This window comes from Blastopirellula retiformator (assembly GCF_007859755.1).
Lineage (GTDB): Bacteria > Planctomycetota > Planctomycetia > Pirellulales > Pirellulaceae > Blastopirellula > Blastopirellula retiformator.
Window position 1 is genome coordinate 278,833 of sequence record NZ_SJPF01000006.1, and the last position, 19,533, is coordinate 298,365.

Annotated in this window: 12 protein-coding genes; 2 read left to right on the top strand and 10 right to left on the bottom strand. The window is 59.4% G+C overall.

The genetic code is table 11. The features are described from left to right. Positions 1-121 precede the first annotated feature (121 nt). Positions 122-1,333, top strand: a complete 1,212-nt coding sequence (locus Enr8_RS23085; protein ID WP_146436289.1) for an amidohydrolase family protein — start codon at positions 122-124, stop codon at positions 1,331-1,333. Here Enr8_RS23085 and Enr8_RS23090 read toward each other — a convergent pair. From Enr8_RS23090 to Enr8_RS23120, 7 genes are all read right to left on the bottom strand, one after another. Beyond that, complete coding sequence (locus Enr8_RS23090) at positions 1,325-2,749, bottom strand: DUF58 domain-containing protein (RefSeq protein ID WP_246120219.1); 1,425 nt, start codon at positions 2,747-2,749, stop codon at positions 1,325-1,327. The two genes, Enr8_RS23085 and Enr8_RS23090, sit on opposite strands and share 9 nt — an antisense overlap. Beyond that, positions 2,746-3,789 (bottom strand): AAA family ATPase, encoded by a 1,044-nt coding sequence (locus Enr8_RS23095; RefSeq protein WP_246120233.1) that lies wholly within the window; start codon positions 3,787-3,789, stop codon positions 2,746-2,748. The genes Enr8_RS23090 and Enr8_RS23095 overlap by 4 nt, the downstream gene beginning before the upstream one ends. A 248-nt stretch (positions 3,790-4,037) precedes the next feature. Beyond that, a complete protein-coding gene (locus tag Enr8_RS23100) occupies positions 4,038-5,240 on the bottom strand; it encodes a DUF4350 domain-containing protein (RefSeq protein ID WP_146436293.1) in 1,203 nt (400 codons plus the stop codon). Beyond that, on the bottom strand, positions 5,237-6,079 hold the full coding sequence (locus Enr8_RS23105; protein ID WP_146436295.1) for a DUF4129 domain-containing protein: 843 nt from the start codon (positions 6,077-6,079) through the stop codon (positions 5,237-5,239). The genes Enr8_RS23100 and Enr8_RS23105 overlap by 4 nt, the downstream gene beginning before the upstream one ends. Next, positions 6,076-6,951 carry a hypothetical protein gene (locus Enr8_RS23110; RefSeq protein ID WP_146436297.1) on the bottom strand — a complete coding sequence of 292 codons (876 nt, stop codon included), beginning with the start codon at positions 6,949-6,951 and terminating at the stop codon, positions 6,076-6,078. Before Enr8_RS23110 ends, Enr8_RS23105 begins: the two co-directional genes overlap by 4 nt. Next, positions 6,938-7,999: a stage II sporulation protein M gene (locus Enr8_RS23115; protein ID WP_146436299.1), complete on the bottom strand. Its 1,062-nt coding sequence runs from the start codon at positions 7,997-7,999 to the stop codon at positions 6,938-6,940. The genes Enr8_RS23110 and Enr8_RS23115 overlap by 14 nt, the downstream gene beginning before the upstream one ends. A gap of 13 nt (positions 8,000-8,012) precedes the next feature. Beyond that, complete coding sequence (locus Enr8_RS23120) at positions 8,013-8,945, bottom strand: RDD family protein (RefSeq protein ID WP_146436302.1); 933 nt, start codon at positions 8,943-8,945, stop codon at positions 8,013-8,015. A 206-nt stretch (positions 8,946-9,151) separates the two neighbouring features. Here Enr8_RS23120 and Enr8_RS23125 point away from each other — a divergent pair, with 206 nt between their 5' ends. Then, complete coding sequence (locus tag Enr8_RS23125) at positions 9,152-10,582, top strand: aldehyde dehydrogenase family protein (RefSeq protein ID WP_146436304.1); 1,431 nt, start codon at positions 9,152-9,154, stop codon at positions 10,580-10,582. 228 nt (positions 10,583-10,810) lie between these two features. Here the strand turns inward: Enr8_RS23125 and Enr8_RS23130 are convergent, their stop codons facing one another. The 3 genes from Enr8_RS23130 to Enr8_RS23140 form a co-directional block, all read right to left on the bottom strand. Next, a complete protein-coding gene (locus Enr8_RS23130; protein WP_146436306.1) occupies positions 10,811-11,989 on the bottom strand; it encodes a helix-turn-helix domain-containing protein in 1,179 nt (392 codons plus the stop codon). Positions 11,990-12,414: 425 nt separating this feature from the next. Then, a complete protein-coding gene (locus Enr8_RS23135) occupies positions 12,415-18,213 on the bottom strand; it encodes a hypothetical protein (protein ID WP_146436308.1) in 5,799 nt (1,932 codons plus the stop codon). Positions 18,214-18,348: 135 nt separating this feature from the next. Beyond that, positions 18,349-19,515 (bottom strand): type IV pilus modification PilV family protein, encoded by a 1,167-nt coding sequence (locus Enr8_RS23140; RefSeq protein ID WP_146436310.1) that lies wholly within the window; start codon positions 19,513-19,515, stop codon positions 18,349-18,351. Between the last annotated feature and the right edge of the window lie 18 nt (positions 19,516-19,533).

Here is a 19,533-nt window from a genome sequence, read left to right on the forward strand (position 1 = left end):
CACCCCCCAATCATCCACCTTTCTCGCTAGAATCAAAGCAAGTTCCCTGGTAACGAACCGGACCATCGGTGCATCCAAACAAATTGACCGTTGGTTCCTTTGATTCTTGCGAAAGGACGTCATGCCGCTGTTTCGATATGCCCTGCTGCTGCCGCTCATCGTTCCTACCTTGACCTTCGCCCAAGATTCCGGAATTGAGCCTGCGGCGCTCGACGGCCGCGACGGACGCAACTTGGCGCTCGATCAGTTTTTTCCGCAGCCGCAACTGAAGGTTGCCGAGACGAAGCTGGAGCAAGCGAAGTTTCCGGTGATCGACGCCCACACTCACTTTCGCTATCGACTCCGCAGTTCGCCGGAACAGCTGGATGACTTTGTCGCCGTGATGGACAAGCAAAACATCGCGATCTGCGTCAGCCTGGATGGACGACTGGGGGACGAATTTGACGCCCACGCCAAGTACCTGTGGACCAAGTACCCCAACCGCTTTCTGATTTACGCCAACATCGACTGGCAAGGCGCCGGCGACCCCGACAAACCGGAGACCTGGGATTGCCAACGTCCCGACTTTGGCCGCCGCATGGCGATGGCCCTGGCCGACGCCAAAGAAAAAGGCGCCAGCGGGCTGAAGCTGTTCAAGCAGTTTGGGCTCGGGCACAAGGACGCCGACGGATCGCTACTAAAAATCGACGATCCCCGCTGGGACCCGATCTGGAAAGCCTGTGGCGAGCTCGGTCTGCCGGTGATCATTCATACCGCCGATCCAGCCGCCTTCTTCGATCCAATCGATGAGACGAATGAACGCTGGGAAGAACTGCATCGCCATCCCGATTGGCACTTTCCGCCCGACAAGTTCCCGACGCGCCAATCGCTGTTGGAGGCCCGAAACCGGGTGATCGCGAGACATCCCGAGACCACTTTCATCGGCGCCCACTTCGCCAATAACTCGGAAGATCTGGCGACCGTCGCGAAGTGGCTGCATACCTATCCCAACCTGGTGATCGAACCGGCGTCACGCATTAGCGAACTGGGGCGTCAGCCTTACACGTCGCGAAAATTCTTTCTGAAGTACGCCGATCGAATCTTGTTTGGGACCGACGGACCGTGGCCCGAACTTCGTTTGACCTACTACTGGCGGTTCCTGGAAACATACAACGAGTACTTTCCTTATTCGGAAAAGCCATTTCCGCCGCAAGGTTTTTGGCGGATCTATGGCATCGGCCTGCCGGACGACGTACTGAAGAAGGTCTACTCGGAGAACGCCTGTCGCATCATTCCGCACGCCCAGGAAAAGCTCGACGCGTGGCGCAAAGAACAAGCCGCCGCATCAAAGTAAGTGGCGGGCTTTGATCTCAAGGTACTGATTGACCAGGTTGGCGGTCAGGTCTTCCGGAAAGACGTCCATCGCCATTACGCCGCGATGGGCCAGGTCGGTTAGCACCTGGTGGCGCCAGGTGAGAATCTCAGCCGCAGCCGCCGCTTCAAACAGATCGCGGCCATACAGCTTCTCATTGTCGGCCGCATCAAACAGGCGATGATCGCGGAGCAAAATCCCGAGCGGCAAATGCCGTCCGACGATCGTCCCCAGGTACTGCTCCACCTGGTGGGCGTTCACCTCGTCAATGACGTTGGAAATCATCACCACCAGCGAGCGCTTCTGACAGTGGGCCCGCAGGTACATGAAGGCCGAGTCATACCGCGATTCGACCAACTGCGGGAAGCGGTCGTACGACGCGTGCAGCAGATGGTTCATTTGGTTCGCGCCGCTACGCGGCGGAACGTACGACAGCACCTCGTTGGAGAAGCAGATCGCCCCGACCGAGTCGCCTTGCCGTAGCGCCACGTAGCTCATCATCAACATCGCGTTGAGCGAGTGATCGAGCAGGCTGATGCCGTCCGCCTCGTTGGTCATCATGCGGCCGCAGTCAATCATAAAAATGATTCGCTGCGATTGGCTGCTTTGAAACTCACGGACGGTTAGCTTGCGGCGGCGGGCAGTCGAGCGCCAGTCGATATGCTTGTAGTTATCGTCAAGCGTGTAATCGCGGAGCCGCTCAAAATCGTGATCCTGACCCACCTTGCGAGTGCGTCGCACGCCCATCAAGCTCAAGCGGTTGGTCCGGGCGAGGATCGCGTACTCCGACAGTTGTTTCATGTCGGGGTAGACTTTGATCTCGGTCTCGACCGGAATGCGGACAAATTTCCGCCACAGCCGGAAAAAGCTGGTCACCTGGACGTAGACATACTCCATCTGAAACGAGCCGCGGGAGTTCGGTTCAAACTCGTAATGAACCGTCGCTCGACTGCTAGGATTGAGATCCATCTGGAACTCTTCCGGCAGCGCCGCAAACAGTTGCGGCACATCGTCGCGGATCGCCGTCGCAATACGGTAGGGACTGCGATTTTCGATCAGTAGCGTAACCCGATGCTTTTTTTGCAGCGAAGCGATCCGCAGCGTCTCGCGCTCGGCTTTCAGGTGTCTGGCCAGCGGCAACGTCAAGAGATCGGCAAAACCCACCAGCAAGATCAAACCGTCCAGCGCTAGTGCGATGAGCAGCACCAGCGGGCTGACCAACACGCCCACCGAGGCGATCAGCGGCGCAGCGAACAATACCGCCATCCACCGCGTGGGATAAACCCGCCCAAATCGCGCAAACAGCAGCAGCGGCAAAGCGAACGCGACGAACATCATGATCGGCGTCGCCGGCGACGCTTTCAACGCCGACTCGATGTACTGAACAATCAAATTCACAGCCGCGGGACCTCCACGGTCCGGATCAATTCGGTCAGCAAGTCGTCGACGTCATGTCCTTCCACTTCCGCTTCGGCCGACAGAATCACGCGATGGCGGAGCGTCGGAATCGCGATCTGCACCACGTCGTCCGGCACCGCATAGTTGCGACCGCTAAAGGCGGCCAACGTACGGGCGCCCTGCATCAAGGTAATGCCGGCACGCGGCGAAGCGCCCATGTGGAACTGCGGCCACTCGCGGGTCAAACGGACGATCTTGTTGATGTAGTCGATCAGTTTGTCGTCGACAATCACGTCGCTGTTCGACTGCGTGATCTCCAAGATCTCTTGCGGCGAGGTGACCACCTCCAGCTCTTCTTCGAGCCGGCGATTAATGTCCTCCTGGCGGCTGTGCATCTTCAAGATTTCGGCTTCTTCTTCGACCGCCGGATAGTTCAAATTCAGCTTGAACATGAAACGGTCGAGCTGCGCTTCCGGCAGATTGTAGGTTCCTTCCGACTCGATCGGATTTTGCGTCGCCAGCACCAAAAACGGCCGGTCAATGTTGTGGCTGGTCCCGTCAATCGTGACGCGAAACTCTTGCATGATTTCCAAGAGCGCCGCGTGCGTCTTGGCGGGCGAACGGTTGATTTCGTCCGCCAACAGCAACTGCGTGAAGATCGGTCCCGGGCGAAAACGGAACTCGTTGGTCTTCATGTCAAAGATCGGCGCCCCGGTAATGTCGGACGGCATCAAGTCGGCCGTAAACTGCACGCGGCCAAATTGGCAACCGAGCACCCGACCCAAGGTTCGCACAAACAAAGTCTTGCCGAGCCCCGGCGCACTTTCGATCAACACGTGCCCGCTGGAGAAGAGTGCGGTCAGCGTTCCCAGCACCAACTCATCCTGACCAACATAGATCTTGCTAATCTCGCGCGTGATTTTCTTGAAGAGCTGACGCGTCCGGGTATCGCTTCCTTCTTCGGCGTGATGCCCCTGAATCGTCGTCTGAAACGCCCCGGTCTGCGGCGGCGCCGCGGCGGGCGGATTGGGCGTCGGCATCGCAGGCGATGCCGGAGATGCCGACGCGACCGGATCGGGAGCGGCGAGACCTGGACCGGCGGCCGCTGCTGCGCCATCCGGAATCACTTGCACCGAACCGCAATCAGGGCACTTCGCCTTCTTACCGGCTGCAGAGCTAGGAACGCGCAGCGATTTACTGCAGGCGGAACAAGCGAACTCGATCGTATCGGAAGTTGGCGAACTCATCGTTGCGAATCAAAGCTCCCAGAGGGAATAATTGGCTAGATCTAAGGTTTCACGCGGGCGCGACCGACGCGTCGATAGACGGTCTCGCCGCGGGCGATCTGTTGATATTGGCGCACCCGCAGTTGAGCGTAGTCGTAGTCGTCGGTCGCTTCCAGCAATTCGCCCAAAGCGCCGATATGTTTTTGAAAATCGGTAGAACGAACTTCCGGCAAGCGTTTCGGCCGTCCAAAAATCGGGAACGCCGCGAAACAAAAGACGATCAACAACAATGCGATATGCAGCCCCAGCGGACTAAGGGGCCAAACGGTCAGCCACTCCCAACCCGATCGCCCCGCCGAAACGTCGCTGGCGGTGATGATCTCGACCCCATCGTCGCCCGACTCGAGAAACGTCACGGTCTGTCCGTATCCGCATTCTTCGATCAGGCTGGCCGCCAGCTTGCGATGCTCATGATTGACCAGCGGCTGGTTCAGCAAAAACGAGCCGTTGCTGACGACGATCAGCTGAATACCAACGTCGTAATCGTCCCAATAAAGAATGGCGATCGGATCTTTGCCGTCGGCGGTCGCCAACACGACTTCGCTGTTAGGCATCATCTCCGACAGGCTGCCGTACTCATCCTTGTCCCAGTTCTCGGAATAGCCGATCCGCGACCGCAGGACGAGATCGGTCTTACCGGCGTCGACTCCGTCGGCCCAGCGTCCGGTGAGTCGTCGCGGTCGACGCGTCGGCAAATCCCGCTCGACCGCATACCACTCGCAATCGAACTTGTTCGCGGCGCCAGCCGAGATCTGGTCGAAATCGTGCTGCGCAATCCCCTTCTCCCGCTGTGCGGTCAACAATTGCTCAGCAGAAGCGGTCTCGGTCATCGTGTTCCAATATTCAATCGCCGCATCAAAATCGCGGTCGATGTAGATAAGCGTGCGATCGGGCGCCGCTTGCAGCCAGGTTTCCAGATAGTCGCGCACCTCCTGCGTCGGGGGCGAAAACGAATTGGGCGCCCATACGATGACGTCGCTTTGCTCGATCCGGGGCGAGAGCCGTTCGACCGTGCGCACCGTATAGCCAGCGCGGCGAAATAGCTCGCCCAGGACGTGCGTGCCGTTGACGCTCGAGGTCTGCTGATATCCGCTGCGGACGCCATACGAGGTCGGTACCGTCACTTCTTTCGAATCGCAACCGGCGAACACGCCCAGCAACGCGATCGTCAGCGTCAGCCCGAGGTTGGTTAACTTCCACTTCATGACGCCGCTCCGCTCAATTGCTTACGAAACGGCTCCAACTGGCCCCAACAGCGCTCAAAGCCGTCGCGAGACAGCGTCCGTTGCCCGAAGAAGACGTCCTCGAAGGCCCGCATCGTCACTTCCAGGATATCCTCGATCGCGTGGTTCTTGCGGAGTTCGCGGAGGTACTGTCCGTTGGTCTTTCCCTTGGCCAGTCGAATCAAATGCCGTTTGTCGAGCTCGACCAGTTCATAGCTAAACAGGTAGACGATCGCCTCGTTGAAATCTCCCCGGTCGTAGCAGCGGCGGGCTTCGGCCAGCAGATCGGAGTCAGGTCGTTTGACCTGAAACGGCAGACTCTCGAGCCGATCGACTTGCGTCGTCGTATCCATATCCTCTGGACGTTGGCGATTGGAACCGCCGGACGATATCGGCTCTTCGCTCTCTAAATAGCGATAGATCAAATACGCGACCAGTCCCAACACGACCAGAATCACGGTGTACAACATGATGGCGCCCAACGAAAACAGACCGCCGCTAAACAGCGTGCCCAGCCACGAAAGATCGGGCCACCAGTTCCACGAAGTGCGGGTCGTCACCGCCTTCGGATTCGCCGGGGCGGGACGAAAATCGTTCGACTTGGGCGGGGTCACGTCAACCCGCTGCAGCGCATCTTTGTCGGCGTCGTACCACGCGGCCGACGGCAACCGCGTAAGTTCGTCCTTCGTCGTCGCGACCGGCTCATCGACCTTACCTGTGGTCGGCTGCTCCTCCCACCAATCTTGTCCGCGGGCGGTCGACGCCAGGCAGAGCAGCAGGAGGATCGGCATGATCTTGTTGGGAATGCGGAGCGCGCTCATACCGTCGCCCCCTTCCAGCGATTCGCTTCGGCGCGGACCACCAACTCCACTTCCCAACCTTCGCGGCGAATCCGCAGATCGAGATAGCTGAGGAACCGCGTCACCGCCATGTACGCCGCCACCATCCACAGCGAGGTGGGAAGCAGCAAATCGAGCATCACCCAATCCCAGGCCCACTGGCCGAACAAATAGCCGCGGAGCGCCCAGATATTGATGCAAATGGCGCACGCCAGCGGAACCGAAAACGTGGAGGCCATCGCCCGAATGACCATATCTCCAAAGTTTGGATTGTGGAGTGCGGCGCTACGGCGGCCGACAGTCATGGTGTTGGCGTCATTGGCGTAAAACGGGTTCCGCTCTAGCAGGATGATCTCTCCCAAGAATGGCCGGACGCCGCGTAAGACCATCGCGTAGGCGACCAACAGAAAGAGAAGGAAGCCCCACGCTTCGCCATCGTCGAGGGTGCACAAGAACACCATCCCCATCCCCGGCACGACGCCCCGCAACAGCGCGACCAGCCAGAACATCCGCGGGATCAGCGAGAAGGGCGCCGACAGCATCCGTCGCCAGCTAGGCTCGTCATGAAACATGACGTCCCCCAGCATCAACGTCACCAGCGAAGTGGCGAGCGGCGCTTCGAGGAAAATCAAGATCACCATCAACATCCCGTACTGGGCCGAGGTGACCTCGGTCGGTAGATCGGGACGCAGATTGGAAAGGATCGCGATGTTGATCAGCGTAAACGGAATCGCCATGGCGGCGGTCGTAATCACGATCCGCCCCATGTACCGTTTGATCACCAATAGCGACAGGTCGAATAGTTCGAGCAAGCCGCGCTCGCGAATTGCGATTTGGGTCTTATCGAGTTGCACTTTCCCCTCCTCGCGGAAATCCGAGCACGATGAAGTAGATCATCAGCAGGAAACTGCAAAAAATCATCACGATGATTTTCACGGCGATCGGCAGCGCCGACGGCGAAATCCAAGCTTCAATCATCGCCGCCAGGCAAAACATCGTCGCTGACGCCCCCATGATTGGCAAGCTGCGCCAGGCGGCGATCTTCAGCGAGTCGATCCGATCGAAAGCCAGCAACCGCGACTTCGACAGCATGTTCTCGTCCGGCTGCGGATCTTCGCCAGGCTGTAGTTCGCTCTTGTAATGCCGCGGCGAAATCAGCGCCATCCCTAGTCGCAATCCGGCGCCGGCCGCCAAGACGATCGCCGTCAGTTCAAACGGTCCATGCGCCATGACAAACTCAAAAAAGTTGTCGCGGACATCATCCGGAACCGACGGACTCGACATGTGCCCGAACATCGACCCCAGCGCCGTCGCGTTGTACATCAACGTGCCGATTCCGCCAACCACGGTGATCCCCAGGGCGAAGCACTGCAGGCCAATCGACGTATTGTGCTGCACGTAAAAGGTGGCTCCCGACGGCGAGACGCCGGTGTTGCCGACCGAGTTACGATGCATCTCGACCATCGCTTCCAACTGTTCGCGGCCGACCATCTCTTCGGCGAAGCCAGGATAGAACGACGGATTGGCGCCCAACACCCAAGACAGGATGAAGAAGCCGAAAAACAGGAAGAAGCAAAGCTGGACGCAACGATCGGCAAAGATATGCCGCGGCGTTGTGACAAACAGCGTGTAGACCAGCCCGGTCCAGTCGATCGACCGGCTGCGGTAAAGTTGATTGTGGGCCCGACCGACCAGTTGGTGCAGGTACTCCACGATATTGGGCGGCAACTGATACGAGTCGGCCAAAGCCAAGTCGGCGCACGCGGCCCGGTAGAGCGCGGCGAACCGGGAGATCGCCCGAGCCCCCATCTTTTTCTTGCGGCGCATTTCCATCGACGTGCAGAGCGCTTCCAGCTCTTGCCAATTGCGGCGACGCTTTTCGATGAGTTCGGCGACCTTCACGCGGGCTGCCCTTCTATTGGTTGACCATCAAAGACCGAGCGGACGACGGCGCGCCGCTGGAAGTCGCGCTCGGAGGCCCGCCCGCGTAGACCGACGACTCGGACGCAGTGCCGTCGGCCGAGCGGTCTGACAGGAACGTGCGATAGTAGAGCGCGCACAACATCAAATCGTAGCTGGTATCGGCCGGCAGGTTAAATTGTCGCAACATCGGTTCGGCCAGGTGACGGGCGATCTCGCGACGGCGGGCGGTGGTAAAAAACCGGCGACGCTCGACATACGTGGCGACCGCTTTGCAGAGGCTCGGCCCGGCGACAAAATTCGGCGGAATGTAGTCGGCCAACTGTCGCGCTCGATCATCTTCAATCTTGGCGATTTTCATCAGCCAGCTGCGGTCCTCAATCACGACCATCGTCGAGACGAGCAGATCGCCCAGCCGTTGGAATCGTTTGTTAAAAGCGGGCACGATCAAGCCGATCAAAAAGGTGGGGAGGATCGGTCCTGCAAAGCCAACCCCTTCGCGCAGCCATTCAAACGGTAGCGGCGCCAGCGGCATCATGTCGGCGTAACGAAACAGATTTCGGCCAAAAGCCTGTAGCGCGTTGATCGGCTCACCATCGACCGTGACGCTCCGAATCGACAAGGCCCGTTTCCCCGGCGTCTGTCCATTCCAATAGGTTTCAAACAGCGCGCCGTAAAACCAGTCGAGCACGAAGAACGACAGAAAACGAATCGCGGTCCCCAGTTCGGCCAGCGGTCCAACCGCATCCATCAAGCCGCTACAGGCGACCGCGATCAAAATCAGCACGTAGACCGCCACGCGAATGGCGAAATCGATCAGAAACGCGGTCAGACGACGGAAGGGACCGGCCGCCTGATAATAGAAGGCGATATTCTCCGGAGTCACGATCTTCAATCGCGAATCGATCGGATCGATGGTGCTCGCCATGCAGAAATCGTCGTCCGGAAGAAGAATAGTCGAATCGCCCCGGAGTTCGCATCCACGGCATACGTCTAGTTTAGTCCGCCGGGGCGCCCTCTCTCCAGAGGTAAGTTCCTTGGATTGGGCCGAAGGTTCTCAAATTCGCTTCATTTCGCTATATTTTTGGCGCGTGCGCCTAGAATTTTCTCCCCAATTTTGCGTAGGACGATCGGATGCGTCAGACCTATCCTCTCCTTTTCGCCGGTAAGCCGCTTGAGCCGAATCTTGACCTGGAAGTTTGTGACAAATTTTCGGGCGAAGTCGCCGCGCGGGTCCCGCTCGCCTCGGCCGAGTTGATCGATCAGGCGATCGCCGCCGCCGCCAAGGCCGCCCCTGCGATGGCCAAGCTGAAAGCGTACCAACGGCAAGATATCTTGCAGTACTGCGTCAAACAGTTCGAGTCGCGGCAAGAGGAACTGGCCGAGTCCCTTTGCATCGAAGCGGGCAAACCGATTCGCGATAGCCAAGGAGAAGTCGCCCGCTTGATCGATACCTTTCGGATCGCGGCGGAAGAGGCGGTTCGCATCACCGGCGAGATCATGCCGCTCGACATTTCGGCGCGGGCGGCCAACTATCGCGGCATGTGGCGTCGGGCGCCGATCGGCCCCTGCTCCTTTATCTCTCCCTTCAACTTTCCGCTCAACCTGACCGCCCACAAGATCGCCCCGGCGATCGCGGCCGGTTGTCCGTTCGTATTGAAACCGGCCAGCTTAACGCCGATCGGCGCACTGATCATCGGCGAAGTCCTGGCCGAAACCGATCTGCCGGAGGGCGCCTTTTCGATTCTTCCCTGTCACCGCGATGGGGCGAGTCTGTTCACTACCGATCCCCGCTTGAAACTGCTCAGCTTCACCGGCTCCGACGAAGTTGGCTGGAAGCTGAAGTCGCAAGCTGGCGCCAAAAAGGTGGTGCTCGAACTGGGCGGCAATGCGGCCTGTATTGTCGACGCCGACGCCGATCTGGAAGACGCCGTAAAACGGATTATCGTCGGCGCCTTCTATCAGTCAGGCCAAAGCTGCATCAGCGTCCAGCGGATCATCGCCCATCGCGACATCTACGACGACCTGAAGGCTCGCCTGGTGGCGGCGACCGCCAAGCTGAAGTCGGGCGATCCCAAGTCAGAAGACACGTTCATCGGTCCGATGATTACCGAAGGAGAAGCGGAGCGGGTCGAGACCTGGGTCGCCGACGCCGTCAAGGCGGGCGCAAAATTGCTCGTCGGCGGTCAGCGCAAGGGTGCGATGGTCGAAGCGGCGCTGCTCGAAAACGTGCCGACCAACCTGCCGCTCTCTTGCGACGAAGTCTTCGGCCCGGTCGCCACGCTTGCATCGTTCGATAGTTTCGATCAGGCGATCGCCATGGCCAATGACAGCGAGTATGGCCTGCAGGTGGGCGTCTTTACCCGCGACGTCTACAAGGTTTTAACCGCATGGGACGAGATGGAAGTAGGTGGCGTGATCATCGGCGACGTCCCTTCGTGGCGCGTCGATCACATGCCGTATGGCGGCGTCAAAAATAGCGGTCTCGGGCGCGAAGGAATTCGTTTCGCTATCGAGGACATGACCGAGATTCGCAACCTGGTGATTCGCGAAATCGACGGTTAGAGCGTTTTTCTGATCGCTGTAGCGTTTCTGGCGCCGGTGAGGCAAGCTGGTCCAGGCGACCGAAGCAGGCGAATCCTCAAGATTTGTCGATGCAGGTCAACGCCGACCAGCGCGGCCGCAACCAGCCAGAACGATACAGATGGAGGAAAACCGCTCTAGCGGAAAGAAAAACGGATCGCCCCGCGAGAGGGCGATCCGTTGAATCTTGTGGTTGGTCGGCGTTTGCCGTTAGCCATGAATCCGGCGGTGAATCACTTCCGGATCGATCGGAATCACCTTGGTGGTGGCCGAGTAGTCGGCGGTCAGCACGCTGCGATTCTTCTTTTGCTTCTTCAGTTCGTACTGCACGATGTAGGCGCCGATCTGCACGCCGCCGGTGGTGTAAACCGGGGGCCACAGTTCTTCGGGACGGCTCGACAAGGTCTTGGCGAGCAAACGCGTGCCGCGGCCCGAGTAACCGCCCAGCGACATTTCCAAACGGCCTTGCGACTCGTGATAGGCGTACAACACGTAAGCCGGTTCGTAGGTCGTTTCGTCCCACTTGGCGCACTTCCACGAACCGTCGGCCGTTTCGTAGTAGAAGCCCGGCGTCTCCGGCGTTTCGGTCTTCGACAGCCGCTTGCCGCCGCTGCACGATTCGGGATGCTCGACGTTCTTTTCGCGATGACGCAGGTAGATCGGCACGGCGCGATCGCTCGGCTTTTCGACTTCGTCCTGGCTGATGTATGGCTCGCAGTTGAAAATGCTGGCCATCGAGATTTCGACGACCGGGTTGCTGCGGATACTGCCAAGACAAATCAGCGCCTTGTCACCCTGAGCGGCGTGGAAGTTTTGATAAACTTCGGCAGCCCGGGCATGCACTTCTTCGTTGTCAGCTTGGCCCGGCGCCCAGACGAGCGTTTGGAACAAGTCTTCCGGCTGCGGAATCGGGGCGTCATAGATCTGTTCGCCCATTTCGTTCAGCATCACCGGCTCTGGCGCCGGATGATGATTGCGCTGGTACTTGGCGGTCCCGCCTAAAGTCGAAATGCCGGTCAGCAACTCGCCCTGCAGGATCGTATCGGAAGCGACCACCCAGGCGCCTTCTGGCCAGTTTTCGTCCGCCCGTACGCCCAAGCACATTTCGATGCGGCGTCGGCGAGCGAGCAGTTCCCAAAAGTTCTCAGGCTCAACCGAGAAGAGGGCGCCCGGCAGTTGGCCTGCGTCGGCGTAGCCATGTTTGATCAAGAAGTCGCACAACTGCGACAACGCGGTCAGCGGGATATATTTCGCTTCGTTCTTCAACAGCGACGAGACCTGATGCCGGTCCAGTCCTGTGTAATCGCAGATCGCTTTGATCGTTCCCGGCCGTTTTTTCGGATCGGGAGAGTGGTTCAGAAGTTCCGCGAGACGAAAGGAGAATTTCATCGACAAGCTCCTGCAGCAATAAGGGCGAACCGTCTATTCGCCGTAAGCGAGCCCAAACTTCAAATAGACACAAGGCTCACATACACAATGTGCATTACTCCGCCATTGAAATCAACGGTGGAAACACCGCCTTTGAGCTAAAGTGCAAAAAATTCACACCAAGCCTCCGCACAATCGTTTCCTCGCCCCAGCCGATAATAAACATAAACCTTTTATGCAAAACACCTTAGGTCGATTTCCGTCGATTCCCGGCTAATATGCGGAAAGTCGCTAATGAGCAAAGGCTGCGGCGAGGCAATTCACGCAAGCTGCGCAATGCCGGCATATCCTCCATCGGGCGATCTTCGCCACTGGGTACAAAAAAACTGCCGCCCCAAACGGGACGGCAGTCAATTCGCGTTGACTGAGGTTCGCCTAGCGGCGAACTATTCGATCCGCCGCTTCAACAGCAAGGCGTCTTCCACATTGTGGTCCTCGCCCGGCTCATAACCAACCGGAATCGAACGATCGATCAGGTAGAACGACCGGTTCCGGGTGACCTCTCCGGTATCGCTCCCCAGTTCCTGGCCCAACTGCCATCCGTCCGGATGCACCGAACTAATCGCCGTCGGCTCAACCTCAAAGTAACCGAGGGTAATCCAGACGGCGTAGACGTTGGACTGAGTCGTGGTGAGGTTATCCAACCGGCGAATGCCTTGATAACGGTTGGCCGGGCTGATCGTGGCGTCGTTGTACCGAGTTTCCAACGAATTCGCCGCGACGGACGCCGGGTTGGGCGTCGTAAAGGCGAATAGCGGTTGATCCTCGGTATTCGTTCCAATCGTGGGCCGACCACCGCTGGAATTGGCCAACAGCTTCTTGGAACGCAACACCGTCGCGTCGGTCTCCGAAACGCGCAGTGCGTTGTTGTAGTCCGAGCCGGTACCGCCGGTCGGATCGATCGGCGGCATCATATTGCTCGAGCCAGCGGTGCGGAACGGATTGGCGAACCACGACGGATAATCGCGGGCCGCGGCGCCGAACCGATTGCCGCCGGTGCTGCCGGCCCGACTTTGTTGGAACTCGGTCCAGTCCGGGAAACCAACGTTCGAGTCCTGGAAATACTCAGGCTGGAAGATGGCGTTGTAAACGTATTGGCTCGCCATCGTGTTGAGGTTCACCTTGCCCGGATCGCGCTGCTCGCTCCGTTTGTTGAACGGGAAGCGGAACAGATCGCGGGCATCGTTGATGCCCATCGCCTGGTCAGTAAGCGACGCTGCATCATAGTCAGCAGGGCGATAGTAGCGCTGCGTACCGACAAACCGCGACGGCACCGTCACATAATCCAACAGGCGATTCATGTGAGTTCGATGCTGATACTGGGTTCCGGTCGAGCCCGATCCCAATGCATGATTCTGTCGCGAATTGAAGAAGTTGATCAGACCGCCAAAGCGACCGCGGTAGTCGCGGGCCTGTTCCAGGTCGTCGGCGGCGTCGTTGTCTCCGTATTGCTCGATGGCGTTGTTCGAGTTGAACAGCGAATACTCCAACGTCAACCGTTGCGGAGAACAGGTCGGCACCAACATCAAGTCATGCGCCGAGACGAACGGGCTGTCGGGCCAGTACAGGAAGTTGTACGGAACCGGATCGACCGGGGCGACCGAATTGACCGGCGCTCCGACGTATTCGCCGGCCTGACCGTTGCCTTGGGGTAGCGGCAGCCCCAAACTCTTGTTCACGTAGCCAATCGAGTGCTTTAGCGCCCGGGCGAAGTGCTCTTGCTGCCCACCCACCGTGAACGACGCGTCACGCGGCGTCGGAGACGTACCGCTGACGTAGCCTTCGGTCGAGGTCTTGGAGATCGTGCGGTTGGCGCGAGTCACCAAATCGCCGGCGCTGGCGACCCAGCCCAGCACGTTCCCATCGGGACGGCCGGTGATCGGGTCAGAATCGCGAAGGCCTCGCTGGAGCGAACCAAACTGGATCGCGTCGGCGTCGGTCGCATCGGGATCGTCCGGATCGTCCGCAGCGGGATTCGACCCGTTGTGATCCTCGCCGTTGAAGACCTGCAGGTCGAGCGACGCCCAGTCAATCGTGATATACGGATTGTAGGCGGGATCATACGCACGGGTCGGATCGGCCAGGCGTTGCAGCAACAAGCCTTTGAAATCCTTATAGGTGCCGGTCGCCAGGGCGCCAGCCGATTCCAGCGGCGTTCCCGCTTGGCTATCGAACGGATCGTTGGGAACCATCGTCGTCGGCATCGCCAAATCGTCAAACGGATTCGCTTCCGAATAGTGCCCCAATCGCTCGACCTCACCAGCGGGATCAATCGGCTCTTGGTAGTAGCTACCACTCGCGGGAAGCGGTTCCGAGATATTCATGCCAACGTCGGGCGACGGGGAAGTCAGTTCGTCGGGATCGACCGTCGGCGCCGCCGTCGTCCAATCTGCCGGAACCGGCGCGGTGAAGATTCCGTAGTTAACGCCTTGGATCACCGTACCGGCCGGGTAGGCGTCCGCCGCAACCGCCGTGTTGTAGCCAACGTTTGACGCGGGATTCGCCAACGCCGGATTGGCCCACGACACCGGTCCCAACTGCAGATAGTGATTGCCGTTGGCGTTGATGGCGGTCAAGTCCGATGACGCGTCATCAGGCACTGAGCCGAAATAGGTGATCGGACGGGGCCCCGCCACAAAGTAGCGATTTGGCGCCACTTCCAGACCCCCACCGCCACGATAACTGAATGAGACGTCTTCGAGGTGAGACAATGACCCCGGCAACGTCCCTGGTATCCTCACGTCGGTGAACCAGAAGACGCGATCAATGTCCAAGTCGGGGTCGGAGATGGTTCCAGAGCTGAGCACATTGAACATCGCCGGGTCGCCGGTTGCACCGCCAGCGATCGAGGCTTCGTCGGGCTGGAACATGATCGAATTCACACGATCGCTGGCGTCGTTGATCTGTCCCAGCAGCTTCTCGTCGGCCGCCGTCTTGTGAGCAGTCACCACCATTCGCCACACCGGGGCGCCGCTTGGGGCAAGCTTGCCCAACTGCAGATTGCCAGTCGACAAGTTGTACAGTTCGGCCGGCAACTTGCGACCGCTGCTAATCGCGCTGTGGGACAGGTTACGGGCCGTGTAGAGTTCGATGAAGCTCGATCCTTGCGGGATGCGATACTGGTCCATCGTCATATCGGCGCTCATGCCGCCCATCTTTTCCTGGCTGCTGTCGTCGAAGTCGGTATCCTTCACCCGACGATCGTGCGTATTGAGCGTCTCGGTAATCAGCAAGTCGGGCTGTTCCAAGCCCCACACAACGCGACGATCGGTATAGGTCGCTGACGTTTCGTCGGTCGTCAAGTCGCCATCGACGCCCCAGCCGTCCCACGGATTCACGTCGTACTCAAACGGCGTCATGATCGCGTCGTTATCGCGGAAGTCGACGACGTTGATCGCCCACTGCGCGATGCGGCGAACCGTCAACTCGCGCCGCTGATCCGCCGTGAACGTTTCGGCCGTCTCAAGGATCGGCAGTTCGTATCCCGAGTCATGCAACAACAGCGCCAGACAGAACAGGTGCCGGGCATACAGTTGCTTCGCCAACAGCGGCTGAAACTGCGTATCGGTCGCCCGCAGCGCTCGGTTAAAGCGAATATCGCCTGGGTAGGCGACCGCGCTCTCAAAAAAGTCGTGTCCGAAGTCGTTCACATACTGCGGCGTGTATGTACCTAGATTGGGTAGCGCGACCCCTTCGTTGTATTCGTCGGTCGTCGAATCGCTATCGTCATCGGCGCCGTTGATCGGACTGCGGAAGAGGCGATTCAAATCCATCGGCTCGCCGAGGCTCACCTCAAACGGCAGCGTCGAAGCGACCACCAGGTCGACTTTCGCCGGCGTCACCGTTTGTGAATTGGCTTGCATCGTTTCGTGCAGGCCGCGGCGAACCCGTTCACGCGCCAGTTCGTAGATCGTCGGCGTTGATCCGGTCCAGGCGGCCGAGTTCAATTGGGCGCGACCGGTACCATAGCCTCTGATTTGGTTCTTGGCCAGCTGCGCAGCTGGCATCACCGTACCATCGACCGTAAATCCGCCCCGCAAATCGAGCGGAATCGGCGGCGCCGGCAACGAGGGAGCGCTGAAGCTTTGGGTCGTCACCGCCGCGCGGCGGCCGACATCGGCCAGCATGACCGGCGCTTCGGACCGTAAACGGACCGACAGGTAGTTGCCGTCGTAGTCGTTCCAGCGAAGCATCGCTTCGAGATCGGCCGCCGAGAAGGGAGCGTCGGTCCCTTGCGGCTGAACCAGGTTCAATTCGTACGGATCGTCGATCGAGTTGGTGATCGTATGCCCGGTGAAGTTGATCGGACTGGTGGCGGTACGCACGCGTCCCGTGTAGTCCAGGTACGACATTCCCCGATCGGCGATCAAGGGATAGGTGCCGTAGTCCTCGCCAATGCCGCTGGTTCCCCAAGCGACCGGCAAACCGATTTCGCCATACGTGGCCAGACGTTCGTTACCGGTGGCGCGGCTGCCGTCGGTACCCGGCAGAACCGAGCTGACGCTGTTGTCGACGCCATACCGACTGGCGAAGACGTTATACATCTCGCGGGGACCAGAGGCGCCGGCGGCGTTGAATAACGCTCGCAGATCAAGGTCGGGGGGACCATAGCCAGCGCCCAACAGACGCTGCATCGGATTGGCCCCATTGGCCGAGTTCGCTTGATCGGTAAGCTGAGTCGCCGGATCAAGCATCGTGTACGTGCCGTTGCCGGTATCGACCGTGTCAAACTGCGTGTAAAAACCAGCCGCATTCAGATTCAAACGGCCGTCCTGGTCCTTCACCAGAATCGCCGCCAGCTTCTTGTAGCGTCGGCCATCCTTGCCGGTCACGACCGGCAAACCGGGATCGATCCAGATGCTGTCCGCGATACCGTCTTTGTCGTTGTCGACGTCCCATTGCAGTCCCACGTCCAGGCTCGGCGTGCTGGTAATTCCCGCCATGCGGGTCGCCCGATAGTCGAGATTGCTGCCGGTAAAGCTGGGGTTGTCCTCACGGAGTGGGCGGAACGAGATCCGACGCTTCAGCATCACCAACGCATCGCGATGCTCTATTGGAAACGTGGCGTAGTCAACGACCGACTCGTCATCGGCTGATCCACGGACAAAGTCGGCGCCATAGGGACGCAACCACATTTCGGCCCGCTGCGAATCGGTAATATCGTGAAAGCCGTCGCCATCGCCACCACTTTCGTCCCATTCTTTCGACAGGCGGTTGTACCAATAGGCGATCAAGTCAGGACGATGATACGACGGCAGCACGTCGTCCGACGACGTGGGCGCTCCGTTGTTGAAGTAATACGAGAGCGCCATGTTCTGGTAGTCGGGCGCGTCCCATGGTTCGTCGGCGCCGCCGTGATCGACGTAACGCTGGGCGTTCCCTTGGAACGGATCGGTCACGATGCCGTCAGCGACATAGGCCGAGAAGTTCGGCAACAGCGCCACCGGCAGTTGCATATCGGTACCGGCGGCGATATTCATCTCACCGATGCTGGTCTGCAAGCTGAGCGAAGCGCCGCCGGTGTACGATCGACTGGCGTCGCTATAGCCAAAGCCCGTACCGCTAAAGGCGCGCCCATTGACCAGCACCTGGTCGTTGACGCCCGGGATTGAGACGTCGTTTCCCGCGGCGTTCAGGCGAGCATTTTGCGTCGGCGCTTCGACCGTAAAATTGAAAGTATCGAAGTTGCCGTCATCGTTGGTGTCATCCGCATTGCTACGCAGAATGCGGACGCTACATCCCTTGGCGTTGCCGTCCAGGAAGGTCATCACACAGCCGTTGTAGTAGTTCCTGGTCGGCACGAAACTGACGCCGGCGTCCGGCGCAATGGTCAACCGCAGCATGTCTTCCGGGACAGGCGAACTTGCTACCGGAGTCGTCGCACCCTGAATGCTGCCAATCGTCCCCCGCCGCGATTCGCGACCATACATGTCGCGCAATAGTTCGCCACCCAAAAGGACGCTCGGGCGGCCAAGCTTCGGTCCGCGCATGACATCCAGGATCACGGAGTCCGTGTCTTTTTGCGCTTCGTCGGCCCGCACCGGGTTTAACCGTCCGACGTCGGCCGCACGCTTGTACCCGGCGGCGGTCACGACAAACGTGACCCCGACCAGGGCGAACAGCACCAGGACGCTGAGGACGACGAGCAAGATAGCCCCGCGACGGGGCGTTTGCTTCCGATTCATGGGTAATACCTTTGCTTTCGCAAGTAGCGACGCCAGCCCCCGCAAAGCGTCGCCATTATTTCGATCAAGCCGCTGTCAATCAGCATGCTTGATTTGCTGGTTTGAATAGTAGCTGGGAAAAGGGAAAGGTCGAGGTTAAGGAGTCCAAGGAGAGCCCGTCTCCAGTCGGACTTTGCGTTCGTAGACGCCCACGACCCCTTCCATGTAAATGGCTTGGTCTGGCGCTTGGGCCACATTCCAATCGGGCCCGCTGATCGTCAATCGACGAAAGGGAGTGCCGGTGGCGTCAATTTCATCCATGGCGAGAATGCGATACCACTTGAATACGTCGCCCCAGTAGTACGTGTTGCCGCCGGACGTCGTCTCGAGACGCGCCGACAAGCAGATCCAATCGCCGGTCTGCATTTCAAGTTCATTAACGGTCCCTTGGACGACGACTTCGCCGGCGGTCGATCCGCCGCTGATAAACCCGCTGCCGACGGCCAACACGCGTTCGTTAAGCGAAGCGGCGATCTCGGTGGTCAACGGAATCTTCCCCTGACGGTCTTGGAAGATGATCGTCGACATGTTGTAAATGTCGGTCGCCGGCTGAGACGCATCGGCCGCTAGAGCGAACGGAGGTCGATTGCCGCCCGACGTCACGTTGACGGGCGTCGAAGAAGGCTCTGGGGTTAACATGATCGCCCAGCTGTAGGTACCGGCCGATTGTCGGCGGATATTGTCCGCGGCGGTCTGATTTCCGTCGCCATCCAGGTCTCGGCGAAAGAAGAGCGCTTCGAGCGGAAACTCGCGATCGTCAGGGCGGACATAGCCAATGGCGTCGGCGACCCCAAAATCGTCGTCGGAAACAAAGGCCCGCTCTGCCCGACTAGCGACGAAGTCGTAATCGGTGTTGTACGCGCCGAGCGACAACCGACGCATCTGCGGCGTGCCGCCGACGTACGGAAACGCCTGCCGCTGCGTGGCGTTATCGACAAAGAACATAGGGTCGATCAAGTACGACTGACGGACCGGCAACGGGTTGGCGCCGGCGCGGAGCCGCGTTTGATCGACGGGAGCGGTTTTGCCGAGATCCAACCAGGTATCGGGATTCAAGATGCCGCGGATGACCGCATCGCGATAGACGCGGCGGCCAATGCTGGCGACGCGATCGCTGCGGGTGCCCCGTTCGGCCAGATGACTGCCGAGCGGAATCAGCGAGATCAGGCCGAGGATCCCGAGCATCACCACCATCGTCGACATCAACACTTCGACCAGCGTGATGCCGCCGCGGCGAGTTCGAGTTGGCTGTTTCGTATTCATCATTACGCTATTACGTTC